Source organism: Streptomyces sp. NPDC087845 (genome assembly GCF_044742755.1).
GTDB lineage: Bacteria > Actinomycetota > Actinomycetes > Streptomycetales > Streptomycetaceae > Streptomyces.
This window is the reverse complement of the sequence record NZ_JBIUVC010000010.1, coordinates 132,524-146,564: the sequence shown is the minus strand read 5'-3', so window position 1 is coordinate 146,564 and position 14,041 is coordinate 132,524. Positions and strand designations below refer to the sequence as shown.

Genomic DNA, 14,041 nt, shown 5'->3' with positions numbered 1-14,041 from the left:
CTGTTCACGATCGCGGTCTGCTCTCTGTCGCTCTCATCGCTGGTCAGCTCCTGGGTTTCCACGCCGGTCACCCGACTGCCGCGAAGGAGGTACCGATGTCCGAGAGCCCTCCGCTACCGGGCTGGAAGGTCTTGGTCCCCCCGGTCGTGGTGCCGTCGATGTCGGTCCACGGCATCGTGTGGAGGACGCCCTGGGAAGTGGCGGGGTCCTTGCTGTACGGGATACCGACGTAGAGGGTCACGGCGCCGGAGCGCAGTGAGATCCCGGTGAAGTCACGGGTGTTCGGTTTGCCCGGCAGGACGTCCGAGCCGCGCTTGATGATCCTGTCGGCGGCTCCGATGTCGCTGTCCAGCGGCTTGAACACCTGGATCGCCCCGGCGTCCTTCACCCCGTCGACGTCCCGGCCGGGGATGCCCACGGCCAGCCGGACGGTGGCGGTGCCGGTGACGACGCCGGTGTCCGTGTTCGTGATGGCCACGCGCTGCCCGAAGAAGTCGCCTGCTCCGGGATCGCCTTCGACGTTCGCGGTCCCGGCATCGAATGCCTTGATCTCGGTGACCCGGCCGGAGGGTTCGATCCGCACCACGGCGACGCCGCCCGCGTCGGGCACGTTGCCTATGTCCTCGCCCGGCGTGCCGATGGCGAGGAGGGCATCGGAGTTGTAGGTCTGGCCTGCCGGACGGTAGCCGGTCATCGACAGCGCGGCGCCGAACCTGTCACCGGTCTCGGCGATGCCCGTGAGGGCCTCGCCTTCGCCCGCCTGGTCCATACCGGCGATCGCGGTCGGTATCCCGTCGGTGAGTGTGTGGTTGAAGACGGCCACGCCTCCCGCTCCCACCGCGTCGGCGCCGATGGTCTCGCCCGGTGCCCCGACGGCGAAATAGCGATTGGTGCCGGTGAGCGAGGCCCCGAACTGATCGCCGGCCTCGACCACGCCGGGCACACCCGGGCTGTCCTGGGTGACCGTGGTCCGCTTGGTGCCCTGCTGGTAGACGATGACACCGGCATCGGCCTGATTCACGCCGTTCACGATCACCCCCTCGCCCGGAACGCCGACGACGAGATACGGCTGGCCCGTGTCGGTCGTACCCGCCTGGAGTGCGTAGCCGAAGCGGTCGCCCGCCTCGTTGTTGGCCCCCGGGGTGAACGCCGACTGGGTGTAGCCCTCGATGGCCGAGCCCGCGCCGATCCCGGTGGGCGAGCCGTAGATGATGTGCAGGCAGCCGGTGTCCTTGACGTCCGCCCCGGAGCCGCCGGTGTCCTCGTACGGGGTCCCGACGACGAGGTCGGTACACCCGTCGCCGTTGAAGTCCGTCCAGGCGACCGCCGTCCCGAACTGGTCTCCCCGCTCCGGGGCGACGCCCATCCCGGGGGTCGCCTGCGAAATCTCGCTGACGCCCTTGCCTCCGCCGTAGAGCACCCGGACCAGACCGGCCTGCGGGACTCCGTTCACGGTCGCCTGCGGGTCCGTGACCACGTTGTCGACAACGCCGTCACCGTTGAAGTCCGTGCTCGCGCCCGCGCAGGAGGCCGCCGCGGAGGCGGGTACGGCCCCCACGGCCGTCGCACCCGCGGTCGCGACGAACAGGCCGATTGCGGCCATGATTCCGGACATGCCGGATTTTCTATTCACATCCCACCCCTTGAGAGAAAACCGCACACCGCCCATCCCCCCGATTCGCAGACATTTGGCAGCGCACAGCAAAGCGAATGCAATAACGGCCTCCTGAACCTGTCAAGAACATGTCCGTTACATGCTGTTAAGTGGATGCCGAACAGTGACAAGCTTCGAAAAAGACGACATCGAAGCCCTATGGGAGGTACGCCAGATAGACATGACCAATCCCTTGAAGCATTACCAAATCTGCACAAGAGGAAAGGGGAGACTTTCATGTGCCCACCTGCCGAATACGGAGCGGAGAGCCATTCCCCCGGCAGCCCGTTCGTTGCCGGGGGTACGCCGAAGTCGACCGCGTGCACGCCGAGTTGAGCCGTCCGCGTGAAGGGGGCGGAACGCCGGCGCCCGCACCGGGGGCGTCGGTGCGCCGCGTTCGTGGGGTTCGCCGCCCGGCGCACAACGCCCTCGACTGCCCCATGACCGGCGGCTGCATCCGCGGCCGGGCCGACGCCGCGCTCGGCGCCACCCCGCACACCTCCGGCTTCCTGCCTCGTCCGGGCCGGACCCGGACCGGGCCCAGGAGAAGACGAGGGCGGGCAGGAGAGCCGCGATCAGGCACTTTCCTTCTAGGAAAGTACATGCCAGGATGTGAAGGCAGGCAGGTCACACAGCAACGAGAAGGCCGAGAGACGCGATGCCATCACCCGAATCCACCCCCTCACACGCGGGCGAAGTCCCCCTGTCGGGCGATCTCGCGGCCGATGCCCTGCGGGACATCGACGCGGCCCGGGAGCTGGCCCGCCTCAGGGCCGGGCTGACTCCCGCCTGGTACGGCCCCGCGGTGGCTGCGGCGCTGATCGTTCCGGCCCTCGGAGAAGCCTGGATGGAGGGACGAGGCGGCTGGGCGGCGCTGCTCTCTCTTCTGATCTCGCTCGTGGGTCTGGCCGTGGTGCTCCTGCTCGTCCAGGCCGCCAGGCGAAGGGCGGGAATCAGGGTGGCACTGTCCGCACGTCTGCGCCGGGCGGCGGCTCCCCTCCTGCTCCTGCCGGCCACCGCGGTCGCGGCGTACGGACTGTGCCGGCAGTTCGGCGCCGATCCCGCGCTCACCAGGATCGTTGTGTTCGCCGCGCTGGGACTCGGCGCCTGGGCCGTGTTCGCCAACCGGAACAGGTCGATCCGGAAGAAGCTTCGGCAAGACTCCTGGAGGTCGGATGACCAGCGCGTCCGAGTCGGATAGGCCAGTGATCGACGCGGCGATCCACCATCCCACCCGGCTGACGGTCGTCGCCTTTCTCTCCGCGTGCGACGAGGCGGATTTCGCCACCGTGCGCGGTAGTTGCGAGGTGTCCGATTCGGTGCTCAGCAAGATCGCCTCCGCCCTGGAGGAGATCGGATACCTCACCGTCCGCAAGGGCTACGTCGGCAAGCGCCCCCGCACCTGGCTGTCGCTCACCCCTGCCGGCCGGCTCGCGCTGGCCCGGCACATCGCGGCGCTCCAGGACATCGCCGCCACAGCCCGAACGGCGGGCTCCAGAGCCCAGGCCGGCCCGGCGCACCGGACGGACTCGCCGCGCGGCGACGACGCGATCGGCCGGCAGGGCAGCCTCGGGTGAGGTCCGGCCCGTTCAGCCGGTCCCGCTGCGCCCGCGCCCACGCGTACGCCGGGTCGGTCTCCAGCGCCCGGTCCAGGTCGGCCAGTACCCCCGCGCTGTCGCCGAGGAAGCGCCGGACGTGGGCCCGGCGGACCAGGACCCAGCAGTAGTCCGGCCACCGGGGCAGTAGTCCGGCCACCGGGCGGGGACGGAGTCGGCCGACTCGTCCGCGCAGGCGGTGAGGGCCCCGCACTCCTGCGCCACGCGCTCCCTCTCCCTCCCGTAGGGAGGTCTTTCCCGCACCCGCGTTGCCCCGGACGGGGAAGAGGAAGCGGCGTCGATCGTCTTCCGGGGAAAGGCCGAAGTTTCCCCGGAAGACGTCGAGTTCGGCCGTCCGGCCGATGCGCGAGGCCCGTCTGCGGTCCTCGGTGATCTGCTGCATCGAGCGGCGTCACGGCCTGGCTGGGGCCATGCGGCTCAGTTCGGCAGCACGGGAAGCAGCTCCGGAAGGTGCCCGTCGGACGCGGCGGCCGCCGCCACCCGCTCCTGCGGCACCTCTCCGTAGAGCGTCGTGCGCGGCTTCGCCGGGCGGCCCGCGAGTTCCGCGATCGCGACGAGGTCCTGGATCGACCGGTACGAGCCGTAACTCGACCCGGCCATACGGGAGATGGTCTCCTCCATCAGCGTGCCGCCCAGGTCGTTGGCGCCCGAGCGCAGCATCTCCGCCGCCCCCTCGGTGCCGAGCTTCACCCAGCTGGTCTGGATGTTGGTGATGTGCGGGTGGAGCAGCAGCCGGGCCATGGCGGTGACGGCCCGGTTGTCGCGGTCGGTCGGGCCGGGACGGGCGATGCCCGCCAGGTAGACCGGGGCGTTGGTGTGGATGAAGGGAAGGGTGACGAACTCCGTGAAGCCGCCGGTCTCCTGCTGGAGGCCGGCCAGGGTCCGCAGGTGGCCGAGCCAGTGGCGGGGCTGGTCCACGTGGCCGTACATCATCGTGGAGGAGGAGCGCAGGCCCACCTCGTGGGCGGTCCTGATGACCTCCAGCCAGGTCGCCGTCGGCAGCTTGCCCTTGGTGAGGACCCAGCGGACCTCGTCGTCCAGGATCTCGGCCGCCGTGCCGGGGACCGAGCCGAGCCCGGCCTCCTTAGCCGCGATCAGCCAGTCGCGGATCGACATGCCGGTGCGGGTCGCCCCGTTGACGACCTCCATCGGCGAGAAGGCGTGGACGTGCATGCCGGGGACGCGTTCCCGCACCGCCCGCGCGATGTCGAAGTACGCGGTGCCGGGCAGGTCGGGGTGGATGCCGCCCTGCATGCAGACCTCGACCGCGCCGACGTCCCACGCCTGCTCGGCCCGGTCCGCGACCTGGTCCAGGGACAGGGTGTACGCGTCGGCGTCGGTACGCCGCTGGGCGAAGGCGCAGAAGCGGCAGCCCGTGTAGCAGACGTTGGTGAAGTTGATGTTCCTGGTGACGACGTACGTGACGTCGTCACCGACCACGTCGCGCCGCAGGGTGTCCGCGATCCGGCACAGTTCGTCGAGCGCCGGGCCGTCCGCGTGGAGCAGGGCGAGGGCCTGGTCGTCGGTGAGCTTCGTCGGGTCGTCGGCGGCCCGGCTCAGCGCCTGGCGCACGTCGGTGTCGATGCGGGACGGGACCATGCCGGGGGCGGCGGCCTCGCGCAGCGCCTCCCAGTCGCCGTACACCTCGTCGAAGTCCTCGCGGCGGTCGCCGGTACGGCCCTCCGTGTCGATGGTGCGGTGCAGGTCGGTGCGGCCGGTGGCGCCGAACTCCTCGTCGGGTTCCTGCCAGGGCAGGCCGGAGGGGGTCGCTCCTTCGCGGGCCAGCCCTGTTTCCGGGTCGGCGAGGGCGCGGACGTGCGGGAGGAGACGGGGGTCGAGCCAGGGCTCGCCGCGCCGGACGAACTCGGGGTAGATGGTGAGGCGTTCCCGGAGCGTGAAGCCGGACTCGGCGGTCCTGGCGGCCAGTTCGTCGATGTGGGGCCAGGGGCGTTCGGGGTTCACGTGGTCGGGGGTGAGCGGGGAGACGCCGCCCCAGTCGTCGATGCCCGCGCCGATGAGCAGCGCGTACTCGGCGTCGACGAGGTTCGGCGGTGCCTGGATGCGGGCGGACGGGCCGAGGATGTGCCGGGCGACGGCGATGGCCGCGGCCAGCTCCTCCAGTTCGGCGTCCGGCATGCCGCGCATCGCGGTGTCCGGCTTGGCGCGGAAGTTCTGGACGATGACTTCCTGGATGCCGTGGTAGGCGCGGGCGGTCTTCCGCAGCTCGAACAGGGAGTCGGCGCGCTCCTCGTACGACTCGCCGATCCCGATCAGAATGCCGGTGGTGAACGGGACGTTGGAGCGGCCCGCGTCTTCGAGGACGCGGAGGCGTACGGCCGGTTCCTTGTCCGGGGAGCCGTGGTGCGGGCCGCCCGGCTCGGACCACAGGCGGGTGGCCGTCGTCTCCAGCATCATGCCCATGGAGGGCGCGACGGGCTTGAGCCGCTGGAGATCGGTCCAGGTCAGCACGCCGGGGTTGAGGTGCGGGAGCAGGCCGGTCTCCTCCAGGACGCGGATCGCCATGGCGCGTACGTAGGCGAGGGTGTCGTCGTACCCCTCGGCCTCCAGCCATTCCCGCGCCTCGGGCCAGCGGTCCTCGGGCCGGTCGCCCAGCGTGAACAGCGCTTCCTTGCAGCCCATGGCCGCGCCCTCGCGTGCGATGGCCAGCACCTCGTCCGGCGACAGGAACATCCCGTGTCCCGCACGCCGGAGCTTGCCGGGGACGGTGACGAAGGTGCAGTAGTGGCACTTGTCGCGGCAGAGCCGGGTCAGCGGGATGAAGACCTTGCGGGAGTACGTGATGACACCCGGCCGGCCCGCGGCTTCGAGGCCGGCGTCGCGGACCCGGGCGGCCGAGGCGGCGAGATCCGTCAGGTCGTCGCCCCGCGCCTGGAGCAGGACGGCGGCCTCGGTCACATCGAGGGCGACACCGTCGCGGGCCCGCTTGAGGGCGCGCCGCATGGAATTGGTGGTCGGGCGTCCGCGCTGAGGATCGGTCATGAAGCGAGCATACGAGCGGAGCACACGCCCCGGACCAGGGACTCCGGCCAGGGACTCCGGCCAGGGACGCGGCGCGGAGGCGGACGCGGCGGCGCGGGGCGCGGCAGAGAACCGGCCGGGGAGCAGCGCAAGCACGGACGCGGACTGCCGCGGGGCAGCGGAGGCGCGGCCGACGCACGCGGGTCCGGCCCTGGCGCCTGGGCCGTCGGGGCCCTTCCGGGCCGTAGGGTCGGGACGGTGATGGAAACGATCGTCTTCGGCATCGGCGAAACACTCGTACGCGACGACCGCTACTGGGCGTCCTGGGCGAACTGGCTCGGCGTCCCCCCGCACACGCTCAGCGCGTTGGTCGGCGCGGCGGTCACCCAGGGCCGCGACAGCGCGGACGCACTGCGCCTCCTGCGCCCCGGCATGGACGTCAAGGAGGCGTACCTGGCGCGCGCGGCGGCCGGGCGCGGCGAGCACCTCGACGAGACGGACCTCTACCCCGATGTCCGCCCCGCCCTCGCGGAGTTGCGCGCGCTGGGGGTACGGGTAGTGGTCGCGGGCAACCAGACGGTGCGGGCCGGGGAACTGCTGCGGGCGCTGGATCTGCCCGCGGACCTGGTCGTCACCTCGGACGAGTGGGGCGTGGCCAAGCCGGATCCGGAGTTCTTCGCACGGGTCCTGGGGGCGTCGGGGGCCGCCCCGGAGCGCACCCTGTACGTGGGCGACCACCCGGCCAACGACCTGTTCCCGGCCAAGTCCTTCGGCCTGCGCGCGGCGCATGTCCGCCGTGGCGCGTACGGGCACTGGTGGGCGGACCATCCGGACGTGGTGGAGACGGCGGACTGGCGCATCGACGCGCTGACGGACCTGCCGGCACTGATCAACGAGGCCAGGGAATCCGGCCCTTCCGGCGCATGGGCCGGACCGGGAGAGCCGGCCCGTCGGCGCGTAGGCGAGACCGGGGCATCCGGCCCGCCGAGCGCATGAGGCGAGACCGGGAGATCCGGCCCGCCCGGCACATAGGCGAGACCCGGAGATCCGGCCCGCCCGGCGCATGAGGGCGGCGCCGCCGCCCGGCCGACCGGGCGTCACGCGTGACGTCCCCCTCTGGGCGGAACGGGCCGGGAGCGCCGACCTGTCCACCCATTGGTCCAGACCTATTGTGCACATGCGTCCGGGTCGCTACCTTCATCTGGCGGCGCGCGCCCTCGGTTCTTCTCCACCCCTACGCCGACGCAACGTCATGTGCGTCGGCGGGACAAGGAGTTCTTGACATGCACAGACGTATCGCCGCCCTCGCGGTGACCGCATGCGCCGCCACCGCGCTGCTGCTCGGCAGTGCTTCCACCGCCTCCGCCGTGCCGCCGGGCTTCTACGTCCGCAGCCACCACGCCTCGCTCGCCGAGTGCGAGGCCGCCGGTCAGGCGGGCGGCGACATCTGGGGGGCGCTGTACTTCTGCACCCCGTTCCAGGGCAAGGCCGGCGTCTACGAGCTGTGGGTGCGCTACTGATCCCACCGGGAACGGATCCGGCAGGAGTTCGATCCGGCCGCCGAGTCGCTCCTGAACACGCGTCTTCCCCCCTCCCCGGGGTGGCCCGGCCCGCTGTCCCGCCGGGCCACCCCGCACACGTGCGCGCCCGATAATCGCTGGATCCGGTGGGGGTGCGTTGCTACGGTGCTCGCACCTCGACCACGGTGTACGACCGTCGGTGACCTAGGGGCATTCGCCCTGGAAAGTAGTTGATGTATGCCCCGGCCAGTAGTTCCGAGCCTCCCTCGCCGCGTCTTCATCCGCGCCGGGGCGATCGGAGCTGCGTGCATGCGCACGCCCGCGGCATCGCACTGACCCACGCGCCCTGACCCATACGCGCGTCCTTCCCGTCAGTGTGTGATCCCCGGCCGACGTCTCATGCCTCTCCGGCCTCCGCCTTGAGGGCTGCTCGGTACTCCCCTGCTGCATTGCTCATCCTCTTCGGCAAGGAGAAACCCGGGTGTCCACCGACAACCCCCAGCACCGTACGACCAACTCCTCCCACCACGGCGCCAGCGCGTACCTGAGGACCGATACCTTCACCTGCCTGTGGTGCGGGCTGACCATCGCCACGCTCGCGCCCGACGGCAGCCGTCGCAACCACTGCCCCAGCTGCCTGCACTCGAAGCACTGCCTCGACCACGTCGAGGGCGGCCCGTCCGACTGCGGGGCGCGTATGACCCCGATCTCCATCGCGGTGCTCCGCACCGGTGACTGGATGGTCATCCACCGCTGCACCCGCTGCGACGAGCTGACCTCGAACCCGGTCTGCGGGGACGACAACCAGCTGATCCTGATGCGGATGGCCGTCCGCCCACTGGCCCAACCGCCCTTCCCGCTCGAAGCGTTCGGCGATCTGTGAGCCACCGGAAGCGACCGAGGAACGGACGGAGGACCCCCATGCCACGACGTGGACCCCGGCGGTCGTCGCACCGCCCGCAGAGACGGAAGGACGTCCTGCACGGACCGGGCGGCGCTCACGGCGACGCGTTCCGCTGCGTCGGCTGTCGGCTCGACGTACCGCTGACCGCACCGGGCACCGCCCATCGCAACCACTGCCCGCACTGCCTGACCAGCCTGCACGTCGATCTGCGGATACCGGGCGACCGGGCCGCCGACTGCCGCGGGCGGATGACGGCGCTCAGCCTGTCCGTCCGGCAGGACGGGGAATGGACGCTCATCCACGAGTGCCTGACCTGCGGTGAGCTCAGTGCCAACCGCATCGCGGGAGACGACAACGCCCTGGCGCTGATGCGCATGGCCGTACGCCCCCTGTCGGACTCCCTCGTCCCGGTACGGGCGCTGCTCATGCTGTGACGCGCGCGATCTCTGCCCGAGCCGCCCGGCTCGGGCAGGGGTCGACGAACCAACGTGACGTCCACGGCCCCATGTGTCACGTTCCTTCGATGGGGGGCACACAGCCGGCGTCATCCCACCGGAGAACGACCGCGACGGGCGGGCACGCGCCGCCCTCCCGTCACCACCGGCGGGGTCCGGTTCCTGCCGAACCCGCGCCTCCGGCCTCCTCGCCCGGGTAGAGGCGGACGAATAACGTGACACCCACGACCCCATGTGTCACGTTCCTCCGATGGGGGCACACAGCCGGCGCCATCCCACCAGGGAACGACCGCGACAGGCGCGCCCACGCCACCCCCTCGCCACCACCGACGGCGTCCGGTTCCTGCCGAACCCGCGCCTCCGGCCTCCTCGCCCGGGTAGAGGCGGGGATCACCCGCGTGGCGTCGGCCATTCCTGGGTGCCGGCCCAGGCGGCGTACGAGGTCCACGGGACCGTGGGAAACCGGCTCCGCAACGCCCCCAGATCCACCTGGTAACCGGTGCCCGCGAGGAACCTGTACATGGCGTACATGTCGGGGTTGGCGGTGCGCAGGTCCTCCAGTGGCGTCTGCCGGAACGCCACTTTGCCGCCCGCGGCCCGGCCGATCTCCTCGGCCATCCGGAGCGGCGTGGGATCGTCGCCCGCCACCTCGATCCGCTGCCCGGTCCAGCGGCCCGGATCGGCCACGATGGCGGCCACGACCCGGCCGAGATCCTGCCGCGCCACCTGCTGGAGAGGCGTGTCCCCGGGAATCGGCATGGTCAGGACACCGGCGGCGACCTCGTCCAGGGCGCCCAGCGCGTTGTCGTAGAAGTAGGTCGGCGCCACCACCGTCGCCGGAAGCCCGGAGCCGGCAAGCAGCTCTTCGGTCCTGGCCTTGGTCTCGAAGTGCGGGACCCCCGTGCCGCGGTCCGCGCTGGCGACCGAGGCCAGCACCAGATGCGGCAGCGCGGCCTCCTCGGCGGCCCGTACGATCGCCGCGCCCTGCGCCACCTCCGCGTCCAGACCGTCCTGGAACGGTGTGGTGACGGCGAACGCGGCCGACGCGCCCCGGAACGCCTCGGCGAGCGAGGCCGCGTCGAACAGATCTCCCGCGACCACCTCCGCCCCGGCTGCCGCCAGCGCCTTGGCCCGCCCGCTGCCGGGATCGCGCACCACGGCGCGCACACCGTGCCCCGCCTCCAGCAGGGCGGCAACCACCGCGCCACCCTGGCCGCCGGTCGCTCCGAGTACCGCGATGGACATGGGTTCTCCCTGATCGAGGGGCATGGGTCCATGCTGACCAGCAGCGGCCGGACCTGCCACCGGGAGGGCCCCGGGCGGTGGGCGTCGGCCCCGTTTCGCCTCTGCGTCAATGATGACCGGTCAGCAACTCGGCCCAGACCGTCTTGCCCACGACCCGGTCGGCGACCCCCCAGGACGTGGCCAGCGCCTCGACCAGGTGCAGGCCGAACCCGGACTCCGCGCCGGGCCGGAGGCCACGTTGCTCCGGCCCCCGCTCACCCCGCGCGTCCGACACCTCGATACGGAGCGTGTCCGCGAGGCAGGCGAGCCTCGGTTCGAAGTCCCGTCCCTGCACGTGCCCGTGCAGCACCGCGTTGGCCGCCAGCTCGGACACGATCACTGCGGCGTCCTCGGAGAGCTCGCTCCCGTACGGCACACCCCCCCGTCGAGTTGGTGCACAGCGAGCCGACGGGCGAGCCGTGCCCCGCGACGGGTGGCACTGAAGCGCTGGACGAACTCGGCGCCCACAAGGGTGATTTCGACGTTCACCTCACCAACCGTCAGCGGGCGACCGCCTTGGTCGCCTTGCTGGTGGCGGAACCACTGGCGTGGCCGGTGCGGCGGGCGGTCACCTTCACGGTGATCTTCTTGCCGCGCTGGACAGACTTGAGCGTCAGCGAGGACTTGGTGGCGCCGGAGATCGCCTTGCCGTTCGCGTACCACTGGTAGCCGTACGAGGTCGGGGCGGGCGTCCAGGTGCCGTGGGCGGCCTTGAGGGTGCGGCCCGCCTTCGCGGTGCCGGAGATCGTGGGCTGCTTGGTGGCCTTGGGCGCGCTGCCCTTGGCGACCTTCACCGAGGCGGGCGTCGCGGAACCGTCGGCGTGACCGGTGCGGTGGGCCGTGACGGTGACGGTGATGTACTTGCCGAGCAGCGACGCCGGGACGGTGTGCGTCGACGCCGTCGCGCCCTTGACGGCCTTGCCGTCGGCCTTCCACTGGTAGCCGTAGGAGGTGGCGGACGGCGTCCAACTGCCGCTCGTGGTGGTCAGCTTGGCGCCGACCTTCACGGTGCCGGTGATATTCGGGGTGGTCGTCACCCTGGGCGCCGCGCCCTTGGCGACCGTGAGCGCCGCCGAGGTGGCCGGGACGTCCGGAGTGCCGGCCCGGCGGGCCGTGACGGTGACGCCGATCTTCTTGCCGAGCAGCGAGACCGGGACGGTGTACGCGGTGGCGGTCGCGCCGGTGATCGGCAGGCCGTCGGCGTGCCACTGGTAGGCGTACGAGGCCGGGGCGGGGGTCCAGGTGCCGGGGGACACGGTGAGATGGTCGCCGACGCGGGCGGTGGTGCCGATCGTCGGGAGGGCGCTGTTGCGGAGCGGGGCCGAGGTGACGGTGAAGTTGCCCCGCGAGTACTCCGCGCCGTTGTGCGTGATGACGCTCGCGCTCCAGGCGCCCTCGGCCGCGCCGGTCAGGTCCAGCTCGGCGGTCAGGGTGCGGCGGTCGGGCGAGACGGAGACGGTGGTCCCGGTGATCTCCCGGCCGGAGTTCCGCAGCACGAGGCGGTGGTCCTTGTGCAGGGCGGTGCCGGTGACCGCGACCGTCGTCCTCGTACCGGAGACACCAGTGGCCGGGGTGAGCTTCGTGACGGTCACCCGCTCCATGCCGCAGAGCCCCGGGCAGACCGCCTCGGCCCGGTAGGAGGTCTGCGAGGCCCTCTCCGGCAGGGAGAGGACCAGGATGCTCGGGGTGAGCTCCCTGGAGTAGCTCTCGATCACCCTGCACGAGTAGCCGCTGGAGGCGGAGTACGTGCAGCCGTTGTCGAGGCTCGGGTCGTACAGCGCGGGCACCGCCGTATCGGTGGCGCCCGTCGTGTCGCTGATCTCCATCGTGAAGCGGTCGCTGTACACGGTGGGCAGCGCGGCGCAGAAGGCGGTGTGCTCCTCGTCGAGGGTGCCGGTGACCGGGCCGTAGCCGTACGCGATGCTCTGCGACTTGTCGCACTCGGCGGCCGGTCCGTCCGGGCCCGCGATGCGCAGGGCATCGAAACGGTACGAGCCGGGGGCCTTCAGCGTCGCGGGGACGGTGACCAGGACCTGGTAGTGGGTGGAGCCGGTGACGGCGCACGCCTGGTTCTTGTTGCAGAGGGGGGTGCCGTCGTCTCCGTGCACCACCACGTTGGCAGTGCCGAGCGGGTCGCGGACGTCGATGTGCAGGGTGTCCTTGGCGTCGGCGGTGGTGACCTGGCGGCAGCGCAGCTCGCCGGGGGCCCCGAGGGTGCCCCCGGTGGACGGGCCGCCGGGCTTCGTCGCAGGGTTCGCGGTGCAGCCCTTGGCGGTCGCGGTGACGTCGCGGCGGGTCAGGATGTACTCGGCGGGGATGTCGCGGCCGGTGACCAGCACGGTGTGGGCGACGCCCGGGGTCAGCGCGCAGGTCGTCCAGGTGGAGACAGAGGGGCGGACCGAGCAGATCTGCTTGCCCTGGACGTCCAGGACGGTGAACTGGGCGAGGTCCCTGGTGCCGGGTGCCGCCTGGAGCTGGATGTTCTCCTGGGCGCTGTGGTCGTTCGCCGGAATGCTCAGGCAGCGCGAGAAGACGCCGTCACCGGTGGTGACGCGGGCGGTGGGGCCGGTCGCGGTGAAGTCGCCCGCCGGGATGGCCGGGCAGTCGGCCGCCGCGTCGGTGCGGTGCAGGGCGAGGGTGTACGGGCCGGTCGGCTTGGAGTAGCTGTCGGTGGAGACCAGGGCGCGGAACGGGGCCTTGCCGGTGAGTCCGCAGGTCCCGTCGGCGAGGCGGGACGGGTCGCAGCGCTGGATGCCATCGGCGTCGACGAGGGTCACGTCCGGGTGGGGCGCGGGCCCGAAGAGAGGCTCCAGCACCGCCAGCCGGGCGCCCTCGGGGAGCGGCAGGGCCAGACAGTCGATCTCCCCGCCGACGGTGAACTGCGACTTGTGCACACCGAGTTCGACCGGCTCGCAGCCGGTGGTGGCGGAGTGGTCGATGACGAGGGTGGGGGCGTCGGTGAAGACGGTGTAGTCACCGGCGGCGGGGAGGGAGCAGACGTCCCAGGTCTCGCAGACGGTCCTGCCGCCTTGGCCGTACACGGCGAGCAGGGAGCGTACGCCGTCGTGGACTGCGTACGCGTCGTAGCGTCCGGCGGCGGGGGCGGTGAAGGTCCGGCATCCGTGGACCGGGTCGGCGGCCGTGGGGCCGGAGTTGTATCCGTTCAGCGCCGGGTGGGCGCAGTCGGCCGGGTCGGAGATGCGGCCGACTGCGAGGGTGTGCTCGGCGGGGAAGCCGTGCTCGGCCTCGCCGACCTGCGAGAGGGCCCGGTAGGGGCCGTCGCCGGGCAGTACGCAGCCCTCGCTGTCGTCCTCGCCGAGGCCGGAGAGCGGCAGGGCGGCACAGTCCTCGTCGGCCCTGGTGTCGGCCGCCGCCGTGGTGTCGGCCCTGGTGTCGGCCGCCGCCGTGGGGGCGTACGCCTGCGCGGCGCCCGCGGGTATCAGCAGCGCGAACAGGACCGACAGCGCGAGCAACAGCGTGGCGTACGCCGCCGATCCCGCCGATCTCTCGGATCTCGCCGCCGTGCGTGGGTAGCTGGGCATTCCGTTCCCCCCGGACCGGTGGAGTGTGCGCTTCTGCCGGGGGGCTTCACGAACGACGCGCGAACGCGGGACGGCCCGGGACACAAG

General features: G+C 71.8%; 10 protein-coding genes and 1 pseudogene. 6 read left to right on the top strand and 5 right to left on the bottom strand.

Annotated elements, in window-relative coordinates; all coding sequences use genetic code 11:
* Positions 1 to 67: 67 nt before the first annotated feature.
* Positions 68 to 1,615 (bottom strand): FG-GAP repeat protein, encoded by a 1,548-nt coding sequence (locus ACIOMQ_RS25470; protein WP_401943430.1) that lies wholly within the window; start codon positions 1,613 to 1,615, stop codon positions 68 to 70.
* A 697-nt stretch (positions 1,616 to 2,312) separates the two neighbouring features.
* Between ACIOMQ_RS25470 and ACIOMQ_RS25465 the strand changes: the two genes are divergently transcribed.
* Complete coding sequence (locus tag ACIOMQ_RS25465; RefSeq protein ID WP_402190461.1) at positions 2,313 to 2,855, top strand: hypothetical protein; 543 nt, start codon at positions 2,313 to 2,315, stop codon at positions 2,853 to 2,855.
* Positions 2,830 to 3,231, top strand: a complete 402-nt coding sequence (locus tag ACIOMQ_RS25460; protein WP_401943433.1) for a winged helix-turn-helix domain-containing protein — start codon at positions 2,830 to 2,832, stop codon at positions 3,229 to 3,231. The genes ACIOMQ_RS25465 and ACIOMQ_RS25460 overlap by 26 nt, the downstream gene beginning before the upstream one ends.
* 456 nt (positions 3,232 to 3,687) lie before the next feature.
* Here ACIOMQ_RS25460 and ACIOMQ_RS25455 read toward each other — a convergent pair whose 3' ends face one another.
* Positions 3,688 to 6,270: a bifunctional FO biosynthesis protein CofGH gene (locus tag ACIOMQ_RS25455; RefSeq protein ID WP_401266263.1), complete on the bottom strand. Its 2,583-nt coding sequence runs from the start codon at positions 6,268 to 6,270 to the stop codon at positions 3,688 to 3,690.
* A 240-nt stretch (positions 6,271 to 6,510) separates the two neighbouring features.
* Here ACIOMQ_RS25455 and ACIOMQ_RS25450 point away from each other — a divergent pair, with 240 nt between their 5' ends.
* From ACIOMQ_RS25450 to ACIOMQ_RS25435, 4 genes are all read left to right on the top strand, one after another.
* Positions 6,511 to 7,245 (top strand): HAD family hydrolase, encoded by a 735-nt coding sequence (locus ACIOMQ_RS25450; RefSeq protein ID WP_401943530.1) that lies wholly within the window; start codon positions 6,511 to 6,513, stop codon positions 7,243 to 7,245.
* Between the two features lie 287 nt (positions 7,246 to 7,532).
* Positions 7,533 to 7,769, top strand: a complete 237-nt coding sequence (locus ACIOMQ_RS25445) for a hypothetical protein (protein WP_362199459.1) — start codon at positions 7,533 to 7,535, stop codon at positions 7,767 to 7,769.
* Between the two features lie 481 nt (positions 7,770 to 8,250).
* A complete protein-coding gene (locus ACIOMQ_RS25440) occupies positions 8,251 to 8,652 on the top strand; it encodes an RNHCP domain-containing protein (protein ID WP_362199456.1) in 402 nt (133 codons plus the stop codon).
* 38 nt (positions 8,653 to 8,690) lie between these two features.
* On the top strand, positions 8,691 to 9,107 hold the full coding sequence (locus ACIOMQ_RS25435; RefSeq protein ID WP_362199453.1) for an RNHCP domain-containing protein: 417 nt from the start codon (positions 8,691 to 8,693) through the stop codon (positions 9,105 to 9,107).
* Between the two features lie 411 nt (positions 9,108 to 9,518).
* Here ACIOMQ_RS25435 and ACIOMQ_RS25430 read toward each other — a convergent pair whose 3' ends face one another.
* From ACIOMQ_RS25430 to ACIOMQ_RS25420, 3 genes and pseudogenes are all read right to left on the bottom strand, one after another.
* Entirely contained in the window at positions 9,519 to 10,373 is an 855-nt protein-coding gene (locus tag ACIOMQ_RS25430) for an NmrA/HSCARG family protein (protein ID WP_362199450.1), read from the bottom strand.
* A 106-nt stretch (positions 10,374 to 10,479) separates the two neighbouring features.
* Positions 10,480 to 10,901: pseudogene (locus tag ACIOMQ_RS25425) on the bottom strand (ATP-binding protein).
* Between the two features lie 11 nt (positions 10,902 to 10,912).
* Positions 10,913 to 13,954: a hypothetical protein gene (locus tag ACIOMQ_RS25420; RefSeq protein ID WP_402190457.1), complete on the bottom strand. Its 3,042-nt coding sequence runs from the start codon at positions 13,952 to 13,954 to the stop codon at positions 10,913 to 10,915.
* Positions 13,955 to 14,041: the final 87 nt, after the last annotated feature.

Bases quoted from the DNA above. Each gene is read 5' to 3' on its own strand.
- ACIOMQ_RS25470 (WP_401943430.1), bottom strand. From the start codon at position 1,615: ATGTCCGGAATCATGGCCGCAATCGGCCTGTTCGTCGCGACCGCGGGT.
- ACIOMQ_RS25465 (WP_402190461.1), top strand. From the start codon at position 2,313: ATGCCATCACCCGAATCCACCCCCTCACACGCGGGCGAAGTCCCCCTG.
- ACIOMQ_RS25460 (WP_401943433.1), top strand. From the start codon at position 2,830: ATGACCAGCGCGTCCGAGTCGGATAGGCCAGTGATCGACGCGGCGATC.
- ACIOMQ_RS25455 (WP_401266263.1), bottom strand. From the start codon at position 6,270: ATGACCGATCCTCAGCGCGGACGCCCGACCACCAATTCCATGCGGCGC.
- ACIOMQ_RS25450 (WP_401943530.1), top strand. From the start codon at position 6,511: ATGGAAACGATCGTCTTCGGCATCGGCGAAACACTCGTACGCGACGAC.
- ACIOMQ_RS25445 (WP_362199459.1), top strand. From the start codon at position 7,533: ATGCACAGACGTATCGCCGCCCTCGCGGTGACCGCATGCGCCGCCACC.
- ACIOMQ_RS25435 (WP_362199453.1), top strand. From the start codon at position 8,691: ATGCCACGACGTGGACCCCGGCGGTCGTCGCACCGCCCGCAGAGACGG.
- ACIOMQ_RS25430 (WP_362199450.1), bottom strand. From the start codon at position 10,373: ATGTCCATCGCGGTACTCGGAGCGACCGGCGGCCAGGGTGGCGCGGTG.
- ACIOMQ_RS25420 (WP_402190457.1), bottom strand. From the start codon at position 13,954: ATGCCCAGCTACCCACGCACGGCGGCGAGATCCGAGAGATCGGCGGGA.